General features: G+C 40.9%; 20 protein-coding genes. 9 read left to right on the top strand and 11 right to left on the bottom strand.

Features of this window, described 5'->3' with window-relative positions; translation table 11 throughout:
• Nucleotides 1-7: 7 nt before the first annotated feature.
• Nucleotides 8-571 (bottom strand): class I SAM-dependent methyltransferase, encoded by a 564-nt coding sequence (locus UABAM_RS12470; RefSeq protein ID WP_173013277.1) that lies wholly within the window; start codon nt 569-571, stop codon nt 8-10.
• 96 nt (nt 572-667) lie between these two features.
• Between UABAM_RS12470 and UABAM_RS12465 the strand changes: the two genes are divergently transcribed.
• The 3 genes from UABAM_RS12465 to UABAM_RS12455 are packed head-to-tail and all read left to right on the top strand — an operon-like array spanning nt 668 to nt 10,262.
• Nucleotides 668-2,914, top strand: a complete 2,247-nt coding sequence (locus UABAM_RS12465; RefSeq protein ID WP_151968335.1) for a protein kinase domain-containing protein — start codon at nt 668-670, stop codon at nt 2,912-2,914.
• Nucleotides 2,915-2,942: 28 nt separating this feature from the next.
• Complete coding sequence (locus tag UABAM_RS12460) at nt 2,943-6,992, top strand: serine/threonine-protein kinase (protein WP_173013276.1); 4,050 nt, start codon at nt 2,943-2,945, stop codon at nt 6,990-6,992.
• Nucleotides 6,993-7,001: 9 nt separating this feature from the next.
• Nucleotides 7,002-10,262 (top strand): WD40 repeat domain-containing serine/threonine protein kinase, encoded by a 3,261-nt coding sequence (locus tag UABAM_RS12455; protein ID WP_151968333.1) that lies wholly within the window; start codon nt 7,002-7,004, stop codon nt 10,260-10,262.
• Nucleotides 10,263-10,649: 387 nt separating this feature from the next.
• Here the strand turns inward: UABAM_RS12455 and UABAM_RS12450 are convergent, their stop codons facing one another.
• From UABAM_RS12450 to UABAM_RS12410, 9 genes are all read right to left on the bottom strand, one after another.
• Nucleotides 10,650-10,850, bottom strand: coding sequence for a hypothetical protein (locus UABAM_RS12450; protein ID WP_151968332.1), 201 nt, complete (start codon nt 10,848-10,850; stop codon nt 10,650-10,652).
• A gap of 1 nt (nt 10,851) precedes the next feature.
• The gene (locus UABAM_RS12445; protein ID WP_151968331.1) at nt 10,852-11,070 is read right to left on the bottom strand and encodes a hypothetical protein; all 219 of its coding nucleotides are present in this window, start codon (nt 11,068-11,070) and stop codon (nt 10,852-10,854) included.
• Nucleotides 11,071-11,278: 208 nt separating this feature from the next.
• Nucleotides 11,279-11,911 (bottom strand): lipoyl protein ligase domain-containing protein, encoded by a 633-nt coding sequence (locus UABAM_RS12440; protein WP_151968330.1) that lies wholly within the window; start codon nt 11,909-11,911, stop codon nt 11,279-11,281.
• Nucleotides 11,912-11,994: 83 nt separating this feature from the next.
• Nucleotides 11,995-13,269: a dihydrolipoamide acetyltransferase family protein gene (locus UABAM_RS12435; protein WP_151968329.1), complete on the bottom strand. Its 1,275-nt coding sequence runs from the start codon at nt 13,267-13,269 to the stop codon at nt 11,995-11,997.
• A 16-nt stretch (nt 13,270-13,285) separates the two neighbouring features.
• Nucleotides 13,286-14,263 carry an alpha-ketoacid dehydrogenase subunit beta gene (locus tag UABAM_RS12430; protein ID WP_151968328.1) on the bottom strand — a complete coding sequence of 326 codons (978 nt, stop codon included), beginning with the start codon at nt 14,261-14,263 and terminating at the stop codon, nt 13,286-13,288.
• Nucleotides 14,263-15,348, bottom strand: a complete 1,086-nt coding sequence (pdhA, locus tag UABAM_RS12425; protein WP_229759392.1) for a pyruvate dehydrogenase (acetyl-transferring) E1 component subunit alpha — start codon at nt 15,346-15,348, stop codon at nt 14,263-14,265. Before pdhA ends, UABAM_RS12430 begins: the two co-directional genes overlap by 1 nt.
• A 26-nt stretch (nt 15,349-15,374) precedes the next feature.
• On the bottom strand, nt 15,375-16,514 hold the full coding sequence (locus UABAM_RS12420; RefSeq protein WP_151968326.1) for a cyclic nucleotide-binding domain-containing protein: 1,140 nt from the start codon (nt 16,512-16,514) through the stop codon (nt 15,375-15,377).
• A 59-nt stretch (nt 16,515-16,573) separates the two neighbouring features.
• A complete protein-coding gene (locus UABAM_RS12415) occupies nt 16,574-16,999 on the bottom strand; it encodes a hypothetical protein (protein ID WP_151968325.1) in 426 nt (141 codons plus the stop codon).
• Nucleotides 16,974-17,573 (bottom strand): hypothetical protein, encoded by a 600-nt coding sequence (locus UABAM_RS12410; RefSeq protein ID WP_151968324.1) that lies wholly within the window; start codon nt 17,571-17,573, stop codon nt 16,974-16,976. Before UABAM_RS12410 ends, UABAM_RS12415 begins: the two co-directional genes overlap by 26 nt.
• A 512-nt stretch (nt 17,574-18,085) precedes the next feature.
• Between UABAM_RS12410 and UABAM_RS12400 the strand changes: the two genes are divergently transcribed.
• The 6 genes from UABAM_RS12400 to UABAM_RS12375 all read left to right on the top strand — a co-directional run bounded on the left by UABAM_RS12400 (nt 18,086) and on the right by UABAM_RS12375 (nt 23,405).
• Nucleotides 18,086-18,745, top strand: coding sequence for a type II secretion system protein (locus UABAM_RS12400; RefSeq protein ID WP_151968323.1), 660 nt, complete (start codon nt 18,086-18,088; stop codon nt 18,743-18,745).
• A 104-nt stretch (nt 18,746-18,849) separates the two neighbouring features.
• Nucleotides 18,850-20,388, top strand: a complete 1,539-nt coding sequence (locus tag UABAM_RS12395; RefSeq protein ID WP_151968322.1) for a bifunctional metallophosphatase/5'-nucleotidase — start codon at nt 18,850-18,852, stop codon at nt 20,386-20,388.
• Nucleotides 20,389-20,390: 2 nt separating this feature from the next.
• The gene (locus tag UABAM_RS12390; protein WP_173013275.1) at nt 20,391-21,359 is read left to right on the top strand and encodes a leucine-rich repeat domain-containing protein; all 969 of its coding nucleotides are present in this window, start codon (nt 20,391-20,393) and stop codon (nt 21,357-21,359) included.
• A gap of 19 nt (nt 21,360-21,378) precedes the next feature.
• On the top strand, nt 21,379-21,951 hold the full coding sequence (locus UABAM_RS12385; protein WP_151968320.1) for a hypothetical protein: 573 nt from the start codon (nt 21,379-21,381) through the stop codon (nt 21,949-21,951).
• A 10-nt stretch (nt 21,952-21,961) separates the two neighbouring features.
• On the top strand, nt 21,962-22,465 hold the full coding sequence (locus UABAM_RS12380) for a hypothetical protein (protein WP_151968319.1): 504 nt from the start codon (nt 21,962-21,964) through the stop codon (nt 22,463-22,465).
• Entirely contained in the window at nt 22,455-23,405 is a 951-nt protein-coding gene (locus UABAM_RS12375) for a ketopantoate reductase family protein (RefSeq protein WP_151968318.1), read from the top strand. Before UABAM_RS12380 ends, UABAM_RS12375 begins: the two co-directional genes overlap by 11 nt.
• 276 nt (nt 23,406-23,681) lie before the next feature.
• Here UABAM_RS12375 and UABAM_RS12370 read toward each other — a convergent pair whose 3' ends face one another.
• Entirely contained in the window at nt 23,682-24,689 is a 1,008-nt protein-coding gene (locus UABAM_RS12370) for an SWIM zinc finger family protein (RefSeq protein WP_229759391.1), read from the bottom strand.
• Nucleotides 24,690-24,695 lie beyond the last annotated feature (6 nt).

Below are 24,695 nucleotides of genomic sequence, written 5' to 3'. Positions count from 1 at the left end.
TAGACTCCTATCTTTTTTCTATCACAAATAATTTGGGGACTTCCTTACGCGGAGACGGTTCCACTGGAAACATAACTGTATAAATACTCTTCTCTAAAGAGGTAAACCACTGCTGAATTTCATTCCATTCGCATTCTCCGCCGCTGTGACCTGTATAGACCATAACAACTAAATTTCCACCACTTTGTAATAAATCTAGGCTATGAGAAAAAGCTGTTAGGGTTGTCGACGCAGCCGTGATGATGTTTTTGTCTCCCCCGGGTAGGTAACCGAGGTTGAACATCACAACCTTTATTTTTTGGTGATAATTCTGCGGAATGTGCTCTAGCATTTCTGCATGACTGGTGTGAAAAATTTCGACGCGTTGATGAAGCGCAAGTTGTTCTAAGCGTTTTTGCGTATTTATGATGGCCTGGTGTTGGATATCAAAACCAAATACTTTACCTGTTTTTCCCACGATGCGTGCAAGAAAGCTCGTGTCGTGTCCGTTTCCCACTGTGGCGTCAATGGCAACGTCTCCTGCGCTTAGTAACTTTTCCACATGTAAATGACAATAATCAGTTAATCTCAATTTTTTCTCCTGTTCATTTTTGCCGCGGCATTATATCATATATAGACGGGCATTGGTAAAAAAATAGGGATATTTGGTACTTGTGGCGGAGATTGTATGGATTTGACAAAACACAAACATTGGCAGTTACAAAATGGGCAAGTTTTGGCAACAACGGAGATTTTTAGCAAAATTATTGCCCAGGAAATAGATAAAAACGAGTTATGTCGTACACAACAAGGTGCATGGCAACCACTAGGTAATGTATTTTCTACTATTGGAAAATATGGGATTTTGCGTGAATTAGGTAGTGGTGCTTTTGGTAAAGTTTATTTGGGAATTGAAGTCGACAAAAGACAACGCCACGAGAGACTCGTCGCCATTAAAAAACCCGCAGAAAGTGTTTTACGTCAATATGCCCAAGAAGAAGGCAAGAGTGATCGTGAAGGCGAAATGTGGGCGCGGATGCAAATAGGGCAAGTATTTTCCAATGAAGCGCTTCTTACCGCGCGTTTGGCGATTTGTCCACATGTGGTAAAAGTAATCGACCACAGTGTTACCGAACCGTATATTGCTTTGGAGTTTTGCAATGAAGGAACATTGGCGCAAAGAATGGCAAAGTCCTACACTATAAAGGATATCTATCATTGGGGACGACAAATAGCCTGTGGATTACAAGCAGCACACAGCCTTCAGCCAGACGCTCTAATTCACCGCGATTTAAAACCGCAAAATATTCTTTTGCATAACGGTGAGATCAAAATTTCCGACTTTGGTACTTCACAAATGACATATATGGCAGAATCACTGCGATCATTGAAAGGTGGGTATACACCTAAGTATGCTGCTCCCGAAGCGATCAATGGCCAAGCCTACACTGCGACAGACATATGGTCTTTTGCGGTAATTATGTTTGTAGTGATTTGTCACGAATATCCTTTTGCCGGCGAAAACATAACACAACTGATGATGAAAATTACCTGCCAAGACCCAAAGCCCATAGCAAAATGTAGCAAATTTCCTCTCGACAACTCTGTGTACGACTTGCTAAATCGCTGTTTCGAGAAAGATGTTCAGCAACGCCCGACTGCAGAAGAATGTGTGGCCGTTTTTAGCGCAATTCCTCTAGAGAATAAGCAGCAGGAAACCATTGTGGATATCTCTCGTGAAAAAACCGTTGCCAAAACCGCAACGTCGTTGCCGCAAAACAGTACCACTTCACATGATGACAAACCTCACTTTGCAGAATCAAATCGTTTGCAGAATCGCTTGGCACAGCAAGCAAACTCCATACAAACCATTGCTGCTGCGAATAAATCGCGCAATGCGAGAACAAAATCGCGTAAAGCAAAAGCAAAACGTTCCACAACACAAACGCCGCCGAAAAAATCAAAATGTTTGTTATTTGCGGTGATAGGTGTCATGGTTGTTGGTGCTGTTGTGATTTCTCAACGCAAGGCCATCAAGCGTTTTATCTATAAGCAGCCTATGCGCACGAAAATCACAACAAATAAAACGTCTGCGACAAATCCTGTCAAAAATAAACCGAGACAAAAGACCGTGCCGCGAAAAATACAAAAGCCTGTGACAAAAGAAAAAGCTAGAGTTTTACCTAAAGAAAAAAGTAAAAAAATTATAATATCTAAAGATATAGATGGTTTTGTCTTTACTGGTAGAATTACCTATGAACTAGGAAATGTTCGCAACACAGTAAGAGAATATAAACATCTTGAGACGGGGATTGAATTTGTATTACTACCAACAACTGGTATTGATTTATCACCATTTATGATTGGGAAATACGAAGTCACACAGCAGCAATGGCGAAAAAGTATGGGAAAGAATCCGTCGCAATTCAATAAAAACGTATACGCAAAAGGTGACTTGCATCCTGTGGAAAATGTCAGTTGGCGCGATGCGCAACGTTTTTGCCAAAAATATGGTTTTGATTTACCCAGTGGCAAACAATGGGAATATGCATGTCGTTCTCGCGTAAAAGCGTATTATTATTGGGGAAATAATACGTTTATTCCATCATATGTGGTGTGCGCTGACTATTGGCAGTTGGTACTGCAAAAACGCGGAAAAAATTTTCGTGATACCAATGTGAACTGGGTAACCGAAGGTACAGTAACACAACCTGTGGGGTCGACACCGCGTAATTTATTTGGTTTGCACGATATGTTGGGTAACGTATTTGAATGGTGCCTCGGACAAGGCACCAAACCAGATTCGCGGATGGTACGTGGTGGCTCGTGGATGTCTCCGCGAATGCAATGCAATCATGCTTACGTTTACTATTTTTCCAGTTTTGCAACAAAAAATGAAGTTGGCTTTCGCGCAGTAAAAAACTTTGATGAGTAAAGGTTTTTGCGAGTTGAAAAGAAATCATATGGCGAATATATTAAATCATCTCGAAAAAAAATATACAATTGTGGGGAAAATTGGCCAAGGGGCTATGGGCGTTGTGTACAAAGCTATGCAGCGCTCACCACAACGCGAGGTGGCGATTAAGGTGATGAAAAGAAGCTCTAATCGCGCTAGTGATGTTCGTTTCCAACGCGAAATGGAAATTACCGCACAGCTAGATCATCCACATATTGCCAAGGTATATGCTGCTGGAGTTGTCGGGGACGAACGATATATTGTTATGGATTATATATTAGGGCAGACATTAGCTAGTTACATAGAGGAACAGTCGTGCCTGGAAACAAAGTTGCGTATTTTTGTCAAAATATCAGCGGCGATTCGTTACGCTCATCGCCAACAGGTGATTCACCGCGATTTAAAACCGGACAATATTTTGGTGAGTAACGATGGCAAACCTTATGTGATTGACTTTGGTCTTGCACGGCGTAACAATGAAAAAGAATATGACCTAACCAAGACGCGCGATTTAATTGGAACACCGTGTTACATGGCACCTGAGCAAATTGTTGGCCAGCGTTCGCAGATAGATGAACAGGTAGATGTATACGCCTTGGGAACTATTCTTTATGAAATCCTAACGGGAAAACGCATGATCGGGGGTAGTAATCTTTTAGAGGTCATGTTCAATATTCGCCGTGGAACTATTATTGCACCGCTTAAAATCAATCCAAGTATTGACCGTCGTTTGCAAATTATCTGGAAAAAAGCCACAGAACGTGAGAAGCGTTATCGTTATGAAAATCTCGAACTTTTATGTGGTGATTTGGACAACTTTTTCGCCAACAAGAAAGTGAAGGCCGATTACCGTAAATTACTACGCGGTTTTGTTTCTACAGTTGTCGTTGTTATTATGGTGGTTTGCTATGCCCTGTATAACCGTGAATTTACCGTGAAAGCGCAGCTTAGCAGTGAAGAAAAACAAATCCAAAAGCGCGTAGAGAAAGTGGTCACTTTTATTCATAACAAACAATTTCTACAAATAGAAAAAATGAGTATTGACTTTTCGCAGTTGAAATCCACACATGTTCTCTATATCGCCAAAGCTTTTTATCGTGAAAAACAATATAAGCGTACCTCTGAAGTTCTTGCATTTATTGAAAAAGACAAAGAAATATTCTCGGAAGTTTCTTATTACAAAGCCCTGGTTTTCTACCATCAAAAAAAATACTATAGAGCTTTACAACTTCTCCATAATGTGGTGAATATTCCGGCAGCAGATTACTATCGCGGGGTTTGCCTTTTTCATCTACAAGAGAAAAAACGAGCGTTGAAGTACTTACTCAAGGCAGAACAAGATCTTCGCCAAGATGTTATTTTGCTAGAGTACATTACCAATATATATATGGAAGAAACGAAGGAGTTTTCTAAAGCGCAAAAGTATCTAGAACGTTGTGTCGCATTGTCCCCCTTCGTTACGCGTTATGCCATTTCTCTTGGCAAATTATATATGCAGCAGCAGAAATATTATAAGGCTTTTTATTACTTACGACGCGCTTTTTTGATGGACCACGACTTTGAAGCCGCACAGTTGATCCATGAGATTCCTTACCACAATCCACAACTAAGTGAGCATTGTTATCAACTCATTGCTCATGTTTTTACTACTCAATTTGTCACAAAGCCACCGCAGATGTTCGCAGAAAAATGGTATGAGATAGAAAAGCTATACACCGAAGAATATACCTCATGGCAGATGGCACGTAAAAATGTCAATGCTTCGATTACCATATTTCTCGATACTCTATCGTCGCCTGCAATGTACAAACAAGTAGAAGCGGCCTTATACACGTCGCGTTATAGCAAGAATTTTGACTCTGATATCAAAAAATTTTTACAGCGCAAAGATTTGACGTCGCAAATCAAAAAAGATATTGTGTGGATGCAGAAAAAAATCACCAGCGAAAGGATACGCGAGCAATCGCGGGCTATTTATCATAAGTTAGCGCAAATGTATCGCAGCCGACGTATACCTAACTCTTGGGAGTTTAGTAAAGGGCAGTTTTTCGAGGCGCTCTATTTTGCCAATAGTTTGTTTGAGAAATATCTCATATTGAATGCATGTCTCCAACTATATGGTTTTTCTCCTGTCATGCGTATCGCCAACGATTCTGGGCAAGATAGTGCGTTGCGTATTTTAGCGACAGTTGTATTGCGCGAGGCTTTTCTCGCACAGGACAACTCTGTATTTTTGGATATTTATAAGTTAAAAAATACATTTTCCGGGCGCGATTTTGAATTTTTGCAGTTTGTTGTGGCGAGGTCGATGTTTGTACCGCATTTTTTTAAACGTAGAGATTCTTTTGGACGCAATTTTAGCAATAAAGAAAAGCGTATCTCTATTCCCCAGCGTGAGCGGGATTTACTCTACGATTTGATGGATAGCTCTTCTTTTAAAGTTTCTGTTGCTGCTGCGGCAAGTTTGCACGGCATTGCTTCTATTCGTGATTTGCCCGCGGAGTGGCCCAAAATAAGAAAGATTTTGCAAAAAGCTTTGTCACATAAAGACGAAAATATTAGAGTTTTTGCGCACTATCAAATATGGAGTAGCAATAACACGACGCAAAATAATTTATATCTCAATTGGTACCGACGTGGTTTGGAAGATCCTTGCATTCAAGTACAAGATGTGGTTCTTTCCTTTTGCGAGAGATGCAAAGTAGATATATTGCAACTTATGCCGCAAATAAAGAAATGTTTGTCCTCCGATGAAATTTTAATACGCATTCGAGCATTATTTGCGTGGTCCATAGGATTACAAAATACGCTGATTTTCGAAGACGATTTTTACCAACAAAAGTTACTTCAAACTCCTTTAGAAGCAACAGCGGCATACATCTTTTCTTTTTATAAATTTTTCCTAGGAGGAAAACGCAAACTGGAAAAGCGCAGCGTAGCGATGATGGCACGCGCGATATTTTTCTTTAAATATATCGACAAAACACTACAGTCTTTACCTGTCACCACACAGTGCTCGGTCTCTTATATTATATCGTGGTTGAACATTCATTTTTCTCTAAGAGAAATGCAACAAGTTAGGGACAAAAAGTTGTTGGCCTTCCTGTTGCACCAGCTCCACGAAGAAATAAGCCTTACCGCCGCAGAGAAAAAGCAAATTGGATTTTTGCGCCCTTTGACAAAGCGTGAAAAACAATTTATCGCAAAGAAGTTTTGCGATCATAGTGATAAAGCGGTGCAAAAATTTGCGATATCTAGTTATGCAACTTTAAGTAACAAAGAGCAGCTCAATACGCTTTTACATAAGGCGCAACAAGCAACAACGAACTACAAAGAGGCAGTGGCGTTAGGGCTGTACCAAAACTTTTTTAATACATGTATCCGCGAGGTGCGCAACAACAAAAAAGCACAAATTGTGTCGACGGAATCGCATGACTTTATGTTGAATAATAAATTTGATCAGATTTATTTTTTCTTTTCGCAAAGGTCGCACCCTACCATTAAATATCTGCAATTTGCGGTGAAACTAGACCCACAAAACGAAAGATACTTGTTTGCCGATTCACTATTTCGTTCACACTCACTTTCTGGTATGCACAAAGCATTGCAACTGAATATGGAAAATCGCGCGGGATATTTACAACAAATTTATTTGTTTAAACTCGCAGAAGAAGCGGTACGGCAAAATCGTAAACAAGAAGCGATGAAATACTTACATCAACTACAATACAGTGAGGATTTGATCTTTCGCGGTGAAGTGGCACACCTTTACTTCTTTTTAAAAGAATTTAGGGAAGCGCAAGCTCTATTTGAAAAAAATTTATTGATAAAAGGCAACGAAAGAAATCCTTTCGACGAGTTATTTCGCGATCACATGCAATTGCCACGCATTTACCTAAGTCATCGCAAACCACAGTTAGCACAAACGATGTTAGATTATTTGTACGAAATACATGTACGTGGACAAAATGGCCGTAGAAGTGGCAGAGAGAAATATGAATTTCATAAATTTCTATATAAAAACTATCCTGATTTGCGGCAGTTAAAAGTGAAGTAGAGGTTTTGTATGAATTTTGACAAATTTGTGATGCAAAAAATTGGTTTGCGATTGCCACAACAAGATTTAGAGAAATGCCTCGATTACCAGAAGAGTTGTTTACAAAACGGACAAAAAATTTTGTTGGCGCAAATACTTCTATATGGCAAATTTATCAATCCACAACAATTCTTTCATTTAGAAAACGAGTACAATACCATCACGCAAAATGACAATGGTGTTCCTTCAAAGATTGCCAACGAAGACACCACTGATTTGTTGACGCAAAGTAAAACCGATGCCGCATTTTCCGTAGGATCGTTTTTCAAACATTACAAAATTGTAAAAGAACTAGGCCGTGGTGGCATGGGAATTGTCTTTAAAATTTTTGACCAAAAACTCAATCGCCACGCAGCTTTGAAAATTATACAAGGAGTTAGTTCTAACCTAATTCAGCGCTTTCAACAAGAGGCCAAGGCCATTGCCATTCTCGATCATCCAGGTATTGTTAAAATATTTGAAATTGGTGAAGAGCCCTTAAACTACTTTACCATGGAGTTTATCGACGGATACTCTTTGGATCACTATATCAAAAATTTTGAACTAAACGAAAAAGAAGTCATTTCTATTTTTATACAAGTGGCAACAGCATTGCAAGTTGCTCACGATCATAAGATTATTCATCGCGACTTGAAACCTGAAAATATAATGCTCACCAAAAGTAACGCTGCTAAGGTCATGGATTTTGGTTTAGCAAAAGTGATGGATGGTGATTTGTCTTTATCGCGAAATTTTGTGGGAACACCTGCGTATGCTTCGCCGGAACAGGTTCATGAACAAGAACTCGATGTGCGTACCGATGTGTATTCTTTAGGAGCGACTTTATACGAGGCCTTGACGAAGAGACGTGTCTTTCAAGGCAAAACTTCGGTCAATATTTTATACCAAGTCGTAAACGCCGCGCCTGTCGCACCAAGAGCGTTAAATCCCGAAATTTCTCTCGAATTAGAAGCTGTTTGTTTGAAGTGTTTAGAGAAAAAACCACAAAAACGCTATCGTAACGTAAGTGCTTTTGCCGAAGATTTACAAAACATCTTAGAGCACCGTCCTATTATCGCCAAGCCCCCGAGTATGTACAGTAACCTTGTGAAGTGGTGGCGACGTAATATTGTAATTGCTTCGATTGTTACTGTTTTTACCATCGCCATCGTACTACTTCTTATCTTTTTTAGCGTACAATTGACACGTAAGCAAATCGAACTTACACAGCGTGAGGAACAGTTAACGCGCAAACTCAACCAAAAAGAACGTGAAATCTCTATACAAGAAGAATTATTGGGGAAGAAACAACAAGAGTTACAACAGGAACGTAAAAATTCGCGTGAAAGTCTTTATCCATACGTTATTGCGATGAGTGATAGCTATTTGGAAAATAACAATGTGGCTTTAGTAGACAAATTGTTGACTTCCAAAGAATACTGTCCGAAATATTTACGCAATTGGGAATGGTATTATCTGCGTGAAAAAAGTCATAACGAAGTACGTAGTCGCAAACACGACGTTTCTGGACATATTGCGATAAATTACGCGCAAAAAATTATCGCTTCCTGTGAAGGAAATCGTATCAAAATTTGGCCGTTATCACTCAGTGACGAAATTTCTATTTTAAAGATGAAGGGTAGTGACGATGCGTTTTATGGTGCGTTTACACATGACGGAAATTATCTCGTCGTCGCTGACCATAACGTGGTGACCATGTGGAATATGTCGACAAAGCGCAAAGAGCAACGTTGGGAGTTTAAGGATCGCATCCGGTATTTAGATATAAATCGCAATGGTATTTTGGCAGTTGTGTGTGAAAACAAGCTAATATTTTTGTCGTTAGCTACGCGAAAACAGATGTTTGAGCACTTCGAAAAAAATGTGTATGTACGTTGTGGAAGTTTTCATCCACAACGGCAAAACTGGTTTGCCTATACAGGAGCACTTGGCAAGGTCCATGTATTTGATATTGCGATGCGTAAAAATATATATAAACTGGCGCATTCCGGTATGACGTACATTTGTAGATTTAGTGACGATGGCAGGTATTTGGCAACCGCGGGAGATAATTTTCAAATCAAAATTTGGAACATGAAAGATGGTAGTTGTTTAACGACATTGCAAGAACACGACAGTTCAAGTAATAAAAGAGTCGCAAAAATTATTTACGGTTTGGATTTTTCGGTAGACAATAAATACATTCTTTCGGGAGGCGAAGATAATGTTATCAAAGTCTGGGATGTCAAAAATAAAACGTTGACGCGAACTTTCCGTGGACATAGCAATGCTGTGGCTTCTTGTTTCTACATACGCGGTACCAAGCATATTATTTCGACTTCTCTTGATGGTAGCATGAAAATGTGGGACCCCTTCGTAAATGGCGCGCGCACTATTGCGATGAATACCGCTGTTTATCACTGTGACATCCACCGCAAAAAAAATCTAATCGCCGTTGCTGCACAGCATTTTATTTACTTATACAGCCTGTCACAACACAAATTACTGCAACGCTTTCCTTGTTACAGTGATCCAAGAGTGTGTAAATTTGTCGATATGCACAATAAGACCTATATCGTCTCGAACCACAGCAATGGTTATGTTAAATTGACGGATATTGAAACATCCAAAAACGAAAGTTTTAAAACATTTCGCAAGAATGTTGGGGCCTTTGATATTTACGGTACGTATATGATTGTTGAAGGAGACCGCACGATACGTCTTTTTGATTTAAAGTCGCGTAATGTTCTTTGGGAAAAAAAATTCAGGTATACGGCAAGACAGGTAATCTTTTCCGAAGACGGCAAATATTTTGCTATGGTAGGGCATCGAATATGTATTGTCTACGATACCGAAACACGACAACAAAAATATAAATTTACCGTGGCGAAAGACATCATTCGCAGTATGGCGCTCCATCCATCCAAAGATCAAGTGGCCATTGCTATGGGGAGCAATATCCTTGTGTATAATTTTGTGTCAGGAGAAAAAGTTCTCGATATTCGCGGACACAAAACATTGGTAAAAAGTGTCGGGTTTAGTCAGAGCGGTGACAGACTCGTTTCAGCGTCGGGGGACTATACGGCACGCGTTTGGAATGCGCAAACAGGAGAACAATTGCTTGTACTTCGCCATCATACCGCAGACGTAAATACCGTACAATTTTTTGGCGATAACCAATATATTTTGTCTGGTAGTGCGGATAAGAATTTGATTATTTGGGGATATCGCAATAGTTTGCGTGGGAAATAATTAGAGTGTTGTTTGTCGACTTAGGTTAAGAGTTTCGTTTTCCGTATTGGTGCCCTCACCATCGAATTTAAGGTTTTAGCTTCGCTAAAAGCCTTAATTCTCATGCCTCTCCCACAGGGAGAGGCGTAACACGTCTTCATTTATCTTATTGTGTTATTTGGTACCGTTGAATACACAACTACTCTCAAAAAGATAGTAGCGTTATAACTTTTGACCTGCAACTCAAGAGAATTTTGTTTTTAACAAAAGAGACGCATTACACCTCTCCCTGTGGGAGAGGTATGAAAATAGCAGGTTTCAGCGTAGCTGAAACCTGCTATTTTGATGGTGAGGGCACCAATACGGAAAACGAAACTCTTCTCTTAAATTGACAAACCCTTAGCGTTACTACACAACACCCGTGAGTTGCAAAATGCCAAAGACGACAATAATAGGGCAAAGGGTTTTCATCATTTTGCCAAATTTTTTACGCCACAATTCCAGTTTCTCTGGTTCTTTGGGATTTTTTGGTAGCGTTCCGTTGGCAATAAGATAGAAGTATATACCGCATACTATAGGGATAAGACCTTGTAAATTTGCTAACTCCATTTTAGCTTTCCTCCTCAGGTTTATTCGCCCACCATGCCACACCAGCAATAATGATGAGACCTATGACAAGCGTTATCAGCGAAATAATAATGCTTTGGGTTGTGATGACGTTGGTATTGTAATATTCTCTCACCAGTGAAATAGACGCACCGGTAATAATCGCCGATATAGCAATCACCCAACTTTTTGTTGTAAATAGTTTTGTATTATGATTGTTCATCTGATTTCTCGTAGTTATGTTCCCGTATATTGTCTATTCACTAATGTATTGGCATTCATTTTGGAGAAGGTGACATTGTAAATAAAATTTTTGGAAAAAATTGCCGCATGGGAATCAAGTTGGAAATGTAGGGGCGGACCTTGTGTCCGCCCGGCCCTCAAATTTAGTTGGATCTACGCTTACTGAATTGTAATTTCGTTTTATTTCATTAGTTGTCTTTTTTGCCGTAGTTCCGTAATTGCCCCTGAATTTTTTCTTGTATCTCGTGCAGAGGAAAATCATACCCTTGTACGAGTAGCGAGGTGACAAATTCTTTGTGGCTACGACCTTTGCGGTAGTCGGGTACTTTGGGAGGGTATTTTAGATAACGCTCAAAGATATTTACATCTTCCCCTACGTTAAGTACAGCATGGTAAAATACTTGCAGTCGATTGCGGTACATGGCGGTGCCGGCGATTTTTTTTTGTCCTATGGCAATGTCCGAGATTCCTTTCACTCCCAAGTCTTTCACTCCCATTTGTTGCAATGCTTTTATAATGATTTGATTGTAGGCGTAGAAGTATTCTTTCGAAGGGCGTGAGGAATCAAGTGGCTCGGTGATGGAGATGATGAGCATATTTGGTGAAAGAACCACGGATTGCCCTCCGGTGGGTCTTTGGTAAATCTTGACGTTGTCTTTTTGCGCTTGTTCTACAAAAACAACCTCTTCCACTTTGCTATTACTACGACCTAAAATGATGAGCACTTCTTGTGGGCGCCATACCATGTAACGATATATAATTTCTTCGTTATTTAAGATCGCGATATCTGGTAGATCGTATTTTAAAAAATCTTGTGCCATATTGTCCTCGTTTCGCCGAAATGCCAAAAAAAATAGAGAAGATTTCAACACGAAATCTTCTCTATCGTTGCGCAAAATGCTTTCTATTGCATCATTAGAAGTTCCATCGGATCGTTGAGTAGATCCATGACTCCCTTTAAAAATCTCGTTGCGTCTCCACCGTCAATTAGACAATGGTCTACGGAAAGAGATAGTGGCAGGATGCGACCTATGGCCAATTCGTCATCTTTGACTATGGGCATCTGTCGTGCGCGTCCTACACCAAGAATGGCCACTTCTGGTTGATTGAGTATCGGTGTTCCGAAAATTCCGGCAATAGAACCAAAATTGGTGATGGTGAATGTACCACCTTGTAGTTCGTCACGCGATAGTTTACGTTCGCGTCCGCGTGTCGCTAGGTCTTGAATGGCAACACTTAGCTCGAAGATCGATTTTTTATCGGCGTCGCGAATAACGGGTACTACGAGGCCGCTTGGTGTATCTACTGCGATTCCAATGTTGTATTCGTGCTTATAAATCAGGCGGTCATTGGCCAAATCCATTTGACTGTTTAGTACGGGATTGGCTTTCAAACTAGTGACAACCGCTTTGATGATAAAGGGTAGATAAGAAAGACCTGCGCCGCGGTCTTTGAATTTTTGTTTTTGCGATTTGCGGAGCTTTTCCAAATCAGAAACCTCTACCTCTTCAAAAACAGTCATGTGTGCCGAAACTTGTTTGGATTCTAGCATACGCTTGGCAATGGTCTTACGAATTTGCGATAAAGATTCGATGGTTACAGGGGCATCTTTTGCTACGTTAACCGGCTGGCGTGCTGCCGGGGTAAATGTGGAGCTTTGACCTGCAAATCCTTCGATGTCTTTGCGCGTAACACGCCCACCAGGACCAGTACCCTTTACTTGACGAATATCGACTTTTGATCTACGTGCAAAAGCGCGTACCGCCGGGGTGGCAAGGACTTTCTTCTGTGTTGACGCTGTGGCTACTTGCTCTGCGTCACCTTCACTGCTTGAAGGAAGTACATCATTGTCACTCGCTACCTCTAGGTTACCCACCACTCCATATGCAATTTCTTTTTTTTGCTCTTTCGCATCTTGTGCTGGTGCGCTTTCGCTCTCACCTTCCACCTGGATTTCAATAAGTGGGTGTCCCACATCGATGACATCACCAACGTTACCGTGACGTGCGATCACAACACCTGTACGCGGAGAGGGAATATCATCGACTACTTTGTCGGTTTCCATTTTGACAACTTTTTGGTCAGACTTGATTTGTTGTCCGACCTCTACATACCATTCTAGGATCTTTCCTTCGGTTATGCCTTCGCCAATATCGGGAAACTTAAATACAAACGGCATGAAATGCTCCTATCTTTTAGTATTCAACTAGCTTTTTGATTTCGTAAAAAATACGCTCGGGAGTATGGTAATAAAGATGTTCCCCTTTTGGTAGAGGGACTATTGTATCAAAACCAGCTAATCGTGTTGGAGGAGCTTCGAGGTACAAGAATGCTTCTTCATTTGCCAGAGCGATCATCTCTGCTCCCACACCGAAAGTTCCAGGACCTTCCGTTACAGAAAGCAAACGACCTGTTTTACGTATGGAGGCTGCTACGGTTTCGCGATCTAGAGGAGAAATGGTGCGCAAATCGATGAGTTCTACACTCATGCCCGCTTTTTTGGCGATCTCAACAGCCTTGATGCTTTCGTTCATTTGTGCACCAAAAGAGACGACGGTAATATCGGTTCCTTGGCTAACCACTTTGGCTTTGCCAATGGGAATGGTGTATTTGTCCTCGGGTACTTCCTGCTTAATCGCGCGATACATTCTCTTTGGTTCCATAAACACAACGGGATCATCGTCTTCAATCGCGGAAATGAGTAAACCTTTTGCATCATATGGTGTCGAAGGGATTACCACTTTTAATCCAGGAATGTGAGCGAATAGAGCTTCCATACTTTCTGAGTGGTGCTCAATAGCTTTGATACCACCACCGTATGGCATGCGAATCACCATAGACATGCGATACTTTCCCCGTGAACGGTTGTGCATTCTCGATACGTGGGAGATGATTTGGTCAAACGCAGGGTAGACAAAACCGGAAAACTGAATTTCCGCTACTGGACGTAAACCCGACACACACATTCCTACCGCAGTACCGATGATACCGGATTCTGCAAGGGGGGTGTCAAAAACGCGTTTTTCGCCGTATTTTTGATATAAACCTTCGGTAACGCGGAATACACCACCCTCGACACCCGCGTCTTCACCAAAAGATAGAACTTTATTATCTTCGCCTAGTTTTATGTCCAAAGCAGAGTTAATGCTTTGTACCATATTCATCACCGCCATTATTGCGACTCCTTCCACGCAAGAAAATCTTCGTACTGTTGTTTTTGCTTCGCTAAGTGGGAAGGCATTTTTGTGTACATGTATTGAAAGACGTCCTCTAGTTTATACTTTGGATAGTTTTCAAATTCTAGAAATTGTGCTTCCACTTCTTTATTGTATTTTTCTAAGAGTTCGGTCTCTTGTTCTTCAGACCATAACTTCTTTTCGATCAAATATTTCTTTAAACGTAACGCGGGGTCTTTGTCTTCCCAGGCTTTCTCTTCTTCTTTGGTACGATAGCGTGTTGGGTCATCTGCGGTAGTGTGAGCACCACGACGGTACGTGAGGGCTTCAATAAACACAGGGCCATTGCCTGATTGCGCATGTTCATGTGCTTGTTTCGCAGCGGCATAACATGAAAAGAAGTCATTGCCGTCTACGCGTATACCTGGCATGCCGTACGCGACAGCTTTTTTGGCAATCCAATCAACGGCTGTTTGTTTTTTAGTCGGTAGCGAAATAGCATACTGGTTGTTTTGGCATAAAAATACTACGGGAACTTTCCAAACTGCGGCAAAGTTCATCGCTTCGTGGAAATCTCCTTCCGAGGTACCTCCATCACCAATAAAACCAAAAACAACACCTTCTTTTTCCTGATATTTCAGTCCATGAGCAATACCCACGGCATGTAATAACTGTGTTGCAATTGGTACGGCTATCGGTAAAAGATTTGGCGCTCCTGGAAAGCGACTTCCATCTTCATGACCACCCCAATATAGGTAAATATCTTTTGGTGTTGCTCCTTTTGTTAGGTAAGCTCCTAATTCACGATAAGCAGGTACAATCCAGTCAATATCGCGCATTACGGTACTCACACCAACTGCGGAAGCCTCTTGTCCTAAGTTAGGTGGATAGGTATACATACGTCCTTGGCGTTGATAAGATACGGCTTTTAAGTCTACCATTCGCGAATAATGAATTAATTTATAAGCATCGATGACTTGCTGGTCGTCGAGTTCCGGCATCATTTCCTTATTGGTTATTTTGCCGTCTTTGTCCATGATTCGCAGCATTTCACCTTTTAAAGGGTCATATTTTTTGAACACGTTTTTCTCTCTTTCCAATAAATGTGCTATAGTTGCACGTCTGAAGATTTCCATTTGCGCGTTTGTTCATCTAAACGTCGCATTCCTTCTAGAAGTAGTCCCATCGTATCATAAGGAATCGTTCGTTCGCGCTCTAAAGTTTCTTTTTGTGAAAAGCGAAAATCTCCTTTTTTCCACTCGAGCATCTTATAGAAACCTTCTTCGCCTACAAGATCTCCTAGTTCAGTATCCACTATTTGGCCATGCTGAAAATATACATTTCCTTGTTTTTTGTCGTTCTTTACGTATAAAATACCGTTAGACTCTGTTGAGGATAGTGTTTGAACGAGTTCGGGAAAGGCGATGGTGTGTAGTTGTCCAACCATCCCCGAAGCCACAACTAATCCCACGCGGTGGTTCGTATCTTTGATGCGTTTTGCTAATAGCTTAGTGATCATTAAACGCATATTTGGTGCACAATCCATCAATTGACGGAAACCTTCTTTGCTAATGGATAGCATTGTTGAAGGCACAGAGGCGCGAATCGTAGCAGAAACAGCTTCATTTGTCAATAGAGACATTTCTCCAAAGCAGTTGCCCGATTCCAGTTTTACAATCACACTTTCCATACCGTCTTTGTAAACTTGTACAACTTCAACTTCTCCATTGTAAATGATGAAAAAGCTGCGTCCCTTGTCACCTTTTTTCAAGATAGTTTCACCGGCTTCGTATTTTTTTAAACGAATTTCTCCCAGGGCATCGAAAAGGTCGTCCGCGGTGACGGTTGACAAAATAGGAATTTTTCGTAGTTTGTTGATCATCTCGCGTTTATCCTGACGACCAATGAACATTTCATCGTGAATAAAGGATATGTCCTCTTCGTGTTCTGTGACTTCGAGATTAAATGACACTCCTGTGGTCATACGTGGGCAAGTGATGGGTCCTTCTTCTAAGCCAAATTCTTCTAGGAATTCCGCTTTGTCACTCATCTCCTCGCGTAGTTCACATATCATATTCTTGTCTTTTTGCATTTGATGTTTCATCAACTCTGCGATGACAAACGCGCAAACTTTATTGGTTTTTTCTAAATCGACTTGGGGAAAATCAAGGACAATTTTGTCTCCCGCTTTATAAAGAGGACAGCAATCTACATTTTCCGCTGTCAAAACAATTTGGTATTTTGGCACATCACACCTCAATCCGAAATTTCTGTACTAAAACGCGTTGGCGATGAATACCCCCGCGCTTATTCTGTCAACAGTAGTTTGTTTTTTATCAAAGCAATCAACCATTTTTCACGCATACGATTGCGACCACTTTTTACCCATGTGGCACTTGTTTCGTTTAAATAATCTTGCGTAGAGTAGTTGATGTACTGTGCAACAATAACTTCCAATTTTATTTGTGCATTATGCGGTTTTATTTGTATCTGGGTTTGTTCTTTGCGACCTTTTTTTTGGTAAGGTGACAAGTTCACTTTCCAATTTGTCGAAAGATATTGCGGCTTATTTACCGCGATTTCAAAGCCTTCCTGGATAAGTATATCTTTACAAATGTCGTGTGTTGATAAAATATCAGAGGATATAATCAATTCTGAGTGGCAGCTACATCCGCAGATGTATACCAGTAAAACAAAATATTTCCATTTATGGATTAAGCTCTTTTTTATCACTGATCTCCACGGCATCATCAATTTCGTCTTCCTGTTCGCGTTCGTCTTTATCTAAATATTTTAATATGTAAAGTTGCGATTGTACTAAGCTAATAATTCGCTGCTCCTCGAGTGCATTGAAACCATTGGGGAACCAGAACGCCTCATCTTTTGAATTAGGGTTTTCCAAACTGCGGTTCTGTTGCCGCTCAACGCTAATTTTTAAAACGTATTTTTCTTTTCCTGCATCAGGGTCATTTTCGTCTTCGTCTGGTAACTCAAGCCCTAACTCTTCTAATGCCTTTGATTTTTTTTGCTCTTTTTTTGTTTCGCATTCATCACAACGTTCCACATGGACGAGGACTCGGTCGCGATAACTTTCTAGATACATGGGAGAGAGTTTATAGTGCCACTCGGTCTCAATAGTACCCTCTTCCTTTTTCGCAAGGTGAATATCGTAGCGCTTTTCGATAATCTTATACGCTGTTTTCCAAACGGTTTCTTTTTCAAATGCGTAAGGTTCTGATGTCGCATGATAGTATGTACATCCCCCGAAAATAACGCTTACATAACACAGTAGTAGTAGTTGCCTCATCTTTTTTCCTTTAAGATCTTTAGAAAACCATAAAAAAAGTCAATATAGGGCTTGGGTTTGCTGCGAAGAACTTCGCTAAGAATGTCTTTTGCCTTAGATTGTAACAGAGAAAAGCACAAAACGCAAACGCTAATAGCCATGGTGGGGTGTACATGCGATGAAGTTGTCGTTTCCTACGGTATAATGGTGATTTGTCATCGTGATAGATATTCGTAATTATCGTGACCGTAACCGTGATCGTCGCCGTGACCGTGACCCGTGACCGTGACCCGTGACCGTGACCCGTGACCGTGACCCGTGACCGTGACCCGTGACCGTGACCGTGACCCGTGACCGTGACCCGTGACCGTGACCCGTGACCGTGACCCGTGACCGTGACCCGTGACCCGTGACCCGTGACCGTGACCCGTGACCGTGACCCATGACCGAATAATATTATAAGTTGTTACGATTACGGTTACGGTTACGGTCACGGGCACGTTTTTATTAATCGCTGTAGGAGCATTTTACTCATGCATACAAAAAAATATGGTTTTACGATAACAGAGTTGTTGGTGGTGTTATGTATTTTTAGTATCTTGCTTTCGGTTGTGTACTCCAGCTTTCAAGAAATACGCAAACAAGCGTTGACAATTTCTTGTCGTGTAAATATGTATCAACTGAGCAAAGGTTTTTTATTGTACTCTTTAGACTACGGAGGTTTTTTGCCTCATTCTGATCGCGATAGTGATACCGGGAAAAACTATTGCTGGTTTGATGTGTTAGATGAATATTTGAATGTGAGAAATTTACAGTCCGTAAAACAGTGTCCACAATGGTCGGGAGCAGGCGAAGGAGAAACCACAGACGAGCATAGTATCAAAATGAACGGCGCTTTGTGCAATCGCGAACGGCGCAACGGAAAAAATGGCGAAAATGGCAAATGGTATTGGCCCCAAACTTGGTACATAAAAGACAAGTCGAAAACGGTTTTGCTTGTCGATGGAACAATGATTCCACCGTTAAATCGGCATACCGATACGCGTATTCACGAACCGCATAAGGACATAAGTATGCGCCACAATGGTACGAATCTGTTGTTTATAGATGGCTCATGTGCTTTTGTGTTGCCTACGCCGGACGGGAATTCGATTCCCCACGACAAATTTGTATGGGAACCGTATCGCAAATAGTGTTATAATGTGGCAAATATGATAGAAAACGGAATGGATGCGGAATAGAATCTGTTGCGAAATCGATTCAATATACACACAGTTACAAAACAGAAAGAAAAATTATGCGACATTTGTTTATACTACTTTGCGTTGTGTGGAGTTTCACCTTTGCGCAAGATACACAGATAACGATACTACACAGCAATGATTGTCACGGACATGTATTGCCCTTTGATATTGCTGGTCAGCAAAAAGTCGGTGGTATATCGCCGCGAATGACATACATAAAAAAAATTCGCGAAAAATTGACCACGAAAAAACAACACTTACTTCTTTTAGACGCTGGAGATCTCAATACCGGAGACCCTTTTTCCGATATGCTTAAAGGGGAACCTGCGGTACGCATTATGAATAAAATGCGTTATGATGCGATGGCGGTGGGTAACCACGAATTTGACTTGCGTCTGGAAGATTTATTGCAGCAGCAAAAGTTGGCGAAATTTCCCTATCTGTCGGCAAACGTAGTGTACAAAGATACGCAAAAATTGATATTTCCTCCTTACATTATCATACAAAAAGGAGATATCAAAATTGGAATTTTTGGGATGACAACCGATGATACTCCGATTGTAAGTACTTATGGAAATGATTCGCGTTTGCAGTTTTTAAAACACGAAGTCGTGATTCCCAAAATGATTCGCGAGTTGCGACCGCAAGTGGATTTTCTAATAGGTGTATTTCACATTTCTCTACATCAAGTCGTTCATTTATGTAAGCAGTTTCCGGGTATGGATATTGTGATTGGAGGACATTCGCATATCATTACGCCTGAGCCGATCAAAGTGGGCAAAACGCTGATTGCCGAAGCAGGGTCTTATGGGCTTTTGATGGGGAAATTTGATTTGACATTTCGCAATAAAAAACTAGTGAAGTGGAAACATCGCAATGTGGGAATAAATTTAAAATCACCGATTATGAGTCGCGGGAGCAACAAAGTCGCGGTGCATGCTTCTCAAAAAATTTTAGATTTAGATAAAGAGGTTGAAAAAATTTTCCAGCCGTATCGCCAAAAGGTCGGCAAATTACTCGACGAACCACTTGGAGTGGCAACGAAAAACTTTAAACGCGGCAGAAGGCATTCTCCCCAATCTTCCACCATTGGCAATTTGATCTCGGATGCTTTACGAGAAAGAACGCGAGCAGATATTGCTCTGCACAATGTCGGTGGTATTCGTGCAGATATTCTCAAGGGAAATATTACTTACCGTGATGTTAAACGCGTTTTGCCATTCTCCAACTCTCTGTATATCTATACATTAAAAGGCAAAGATGTATTAAAAATTTTACAAATGATGGCCGATTTTGATCCCACCACTGGTCGATTTTTTGAAGTATCGGGACTAAAGTTTCACATCAATCGTGGCAAAATACACGATGTATTTGTGGGAAAGAAAAAACTGGAGAAAGAAAAAACATATACCCTGGCAGTGAACTCGTTTATCGCACAAGGTGGAGACGGTTTTTCTGTTTTTAAGGAACTTTCGCAAAAAGTGGACACTAGCTTTTTACTATGCGATGTTTTGTGTGATTACATTCGCGAACGCAAGATTATTTCGCCTGACCGCACCGCACGTTTTACATGGAAAACAAGCGGGAGATAATTATGGCACGTTGTAAAATCTATTCTTGTTTACCCAGTGCTCAGCAAGAACCCGATCAAGTACAGATTTTAGATCTAAGCCATCAACAACTTCAAAAAGCGCCTAGTGAATTGGGAAAGTTTGTCCACCTCGAAGAACTAGACCTGAGCAGTAACGAGCTGTGTGATTTGCCCCGCGAAATCACGCAGTTACAAAATCTTAGGGTTTTATGGTTAACCGGCAATTGTTTTACGCAAGTTCCACAGGAGATTTTTGAACTACGTTCTCTGGAGAGGTTATACTTGAGCTACAACAATATTGAGAGCTTACCAGAGTTGCCAAAGGATCTTCCACTGCGTGCCTTGTTGATTTCTCACAATAAACTATGTGAAATTCATCATAGCTGGCAGAAAGCGCAAAACCTAACGACAATCATTGCCAATTGTAACAAGCTACCGATTATTCCCGAAGCAATATGTCTATTATCCAACTTAGCGGACTTAGACTTTAGTGAAAACCACATAAGCGAAGTGCCCACTGAGATTGACTGGCCCAATTTACAAAAACTGTACATTTGGAACAATCACATTGAAAAGTTATCCACTCAAATTAGCAAATGTACCCAGTTACAAGAATTTGACATTAGTGGTAACTATCTCGAACAAATTCCACAAGAAATTGGTTCTTTGCACAATTTGCAAATGCTAGACATGCGCAAGAATAAGTTACAACAAATTCCGCAAGAAATTGGGCAATGTAAAAAACTACAACGTTTGCTTCTAAGTTATAACAAATTACAACAACTTCCTGAATCCATTGGGGCACTATGCGCTCTTCATGAACTTTCTTTGTATAAGAATGAACTGCATAGTTTACCTAAGACGTTGAAAGATCTCGGTGAACTAAAAGATATTTCCCTAAAAGAAAATCTTCTTTCCGCGGACAAAATACAACAATTGCAGCAACAACTACCGAAAGTCTCTTTTCACTAAATCCACAGGAGAAAAGGTCATGGAAATTTTTGGTATTATTGTACTTGCCTCACTCATCGGTCTCTATCTTTTTTACCAAGAGAAGAAGAAAATGTTAGACACATTGAAAATACTCAACGAAAAAAGACAAGGCAAGCTCGTTCCTGGGTTGATATCGTATCCGCGTTGGAGTTTTCCTCATTTAGATACCACAATCGTAGTTTCGGCATTAAACGGTGATCGTGGGCCATTTACGTATGTACAGTTTCATAGTGGCGCTTTTGATGAACAGCACACTTACGAATTAGAGGGGAGAAACGTCGCCACAAAATTGTTGCGCACAACGCGAAAGATCGGAATTGATAAAGACTTCGATGCTCTTTTTCACCTACACTCTGATAATGATGCATTCGTATTGCGTGTTTTTGACAAGGGGTTGCGACAAAAACTGCAAACGATAGGCAAAAAATATCCGCTAGAGATTCAATGTTCCTACAAAGATAGATGCCGCTTCATGTTGTCTGTACAAAAAATCGTAACACAAAAAGAAGATGTCGAAGAGCTTGTTGCCATATCTATTTTTATATATGAACGAATGATGAACAGTTTGTAAGAGGCTAAACATGAACGAAATACTTTTTTCTTGTATCAAAGACGGCTATAAACAAATTCAAAAATACATTATGTTTCTGTACATAAGTGTATTTTTCTTTGGTTACACCGTGATGTCGGATGGTAAACAAAGCTTAGATATAAGTGGTCTGGAAGTTAGTACTGCATGGCTAGGTTTTTTGGCCTTTTGTGCCTATTGGGCGATCTTTGGCGTAATCGTTGCGATGGGCAAGAAAGTCAAGTACTTACTAGATCAATTGGAAAAGACCGACGCCACATTACACGAAGTCGCACTGCATTACCCCTCCATCATTAACGCGCAGTCGTTTTTGACTATGTTGGTCATAGGCCTTCCTGCATTATGTAATGGCTTTTTATTTTCGGTAATTGTGCTCAATCTATTCAAGGTCGACTCCAGCAATTTAACCTACTTAATATTTGGTGTATGCACTTTTATTTTTTGCCTTCCGGTGCGTTTTGTCGCTTTGTATTTAGATATGGACGATGATGACTAAGGTCACCATCATTGGCAGCGGGGCAATGGCCAGCTTATTCTCTGCGCGCCTTGCAAATATCTGCGAGGTGTACATGCTGGGAAGTTGGGCGTCACAAATCCAAACGTTACAACAAAAACCGCTGCAACTTATCGATGGCGCAACGACATCCGAACATTCCATACATGCCACAAACAATATCGCCGACATTCCCGAAGTACAGTGGATCATTCTCCTGGTAAAATCTTTCCAAACAGCACGTGCTGCGCAACAAGCCAAACAATTGTGGAGTAATGAAACAAAAGGCGTTATCACCTTGCAAAATGGTTTGGGAAACTGGGAGAAACTACGTGGGTATTTCGAGAAAGAGCAATGCGTGGTAGGGGTGACAACACAGGGGGCAAAAATAATTTCTCCGGGAGTGGTCGAAGATACAGGACGTGGGAATATCACTCTCGCGAAAACAAGTGTGACAAGTAATTTGGCAAACCTTCTGCGAAAATGTAGCTGGGAAGTAGAAGTAACCGACAATATCGATGCACTGCTGTGGAAAAAACTAGCCATCAACGCCGGAATTAATCCATTAACGGCGATTTTACAGCAAAAAAATGGCTACTTAATTGAAAATCCTATTGCGCAAAAAATCATGAACACACTGGCCAAAGAAGCGGTATCTGTCGCCAAAGCGCAGGGGATCGATGTGCATTTTATCGGTGGCATAGAAAAGTGCATGTATGATGTAGCAAAACAGACCGCAAAAAACCACTCGTCGATGCTGTGTGACCGTTTGCGAAACTCTCCTACCGAAATCGACGCTATCTGCGGTGAAGTGATTCGTCGCGGGAAGAAGTACAACGTTGCCACACCTGCAAACCAGTTGGTGTATGATATGATTGATGATATCCATCGCTATGATCAGTTACCTGATGTATTGCGGTACATACGCGATAAAATAGGGTAGTTTTGACAGTAACACAAATTTCTTGGAACCTTTTAAGTTGGTTTGTCCTCACTCAAAGAACCTTACAAATAGAGGGACTTGATACTTTGGTAAGGCCGTTTGTCCTCACTGAATGGTTGTAATAATTAAAAGTTCTCCATGAGGACAAACTATACTAAAAAAAGACTATAGTCCTGTATTTTCGCTGTAACCATCATGAGGACAAACTATTGTTCGTCATTGTTTTACGCAAAAGTGAGATATTCAAGTACTAAGATATGATGATATTTTGTGAAACTAAACAATAATCGAAAAAGTAACTTTTCGTCCATGCTTTTCTTTTTTTGCGTAACCGTGCTTCACTAGTTTTTCTAAAACGGTACGTAGATGGGGACTTGATACTTGTGCTTGCTCTGCAAACATTTTATCCGAAGCACTACAGTGTTTTTCGCGTTGTAATAGCTGCAAAACGCGTTGCTCTGAATCCTTTAGGTGAGATATATTTTCGTTATCATCAACCTTTTTGCATTCTGTTACTTTTGATGGCTCGGGTTTTTTCACGTTTTGACTTGTTGCGAAATGAATGTCGTCTATATCAATACCAAACAGTAACGCTAGGTCAGAGTCATTGAGAACACGTGAGCTTTTTTTCTGAGCTTTTTCCAGAAAACTCAGCTTTTTATTCTCCACTGCCTTGTTGATTAAGTTATCAATTGCCACATCGCGTAGGGTAAAAAACAAAGTCGGATGGGAGTCGAGTCTGACTCCGACTCCATAGAGAACTGCGGCAACGTGTTTGCACATACCCGTCCAAATAGGGCAATTGCAGCGGAAGGATATTTCCGACAAAGAAGGAAATAGGCCGCTTTGTTGATTAGTAAAAACTTCTCCTAAAGATTTTGGGAATTTCCCGTCTAAGAGAGCTTGTAGTGACCCTAGCTTTCCTTGGCAATTTTTTTCGATTTGTTGCCATTTTTCTTTGTCTAACAGGTCGATTTCTATACTGACTTTGTAGGTCTCATTACATTGTACTAGCGCGTCCACTGACGCACGGTCTATTTGCAAATCCAAAATGAAACCGTTGCGTACATAGCTTTTTCCGTGGCTAATGCGATTGTCACCATCGGCGTAGCTCTCGATGTTGTCGGTCCACGCTTTGCCCCACCACGTTGTGACAAGCTTTTTCCCCGTGACCACCACCGGTTGTATCCGGGGATTTGTCTTACGTAGCTCTGCCAATTTTTGCTGCGCTATTTTCTTTTTTTGTGCGACAGTTTTATTCGGTTGATCGTATTCGTAATACATGGCTTT

The sequence above is a fragment of the Candidatus Uabimicrobium amorphum genome (assembly GCF_009002475.1).
Lineage (GTDB): Bacteria > Planctomycetota > Uabimicrobiia > Uabimicrobiales > Uabimicrobiaceae > Uabimicrobium > Uabimicrobium amorphum.
The sequence above is the reverse complement of the archived record's forward strand: the minus strand, read 5'-3'. Positions and strand labels throughout refer to the sequence as shown.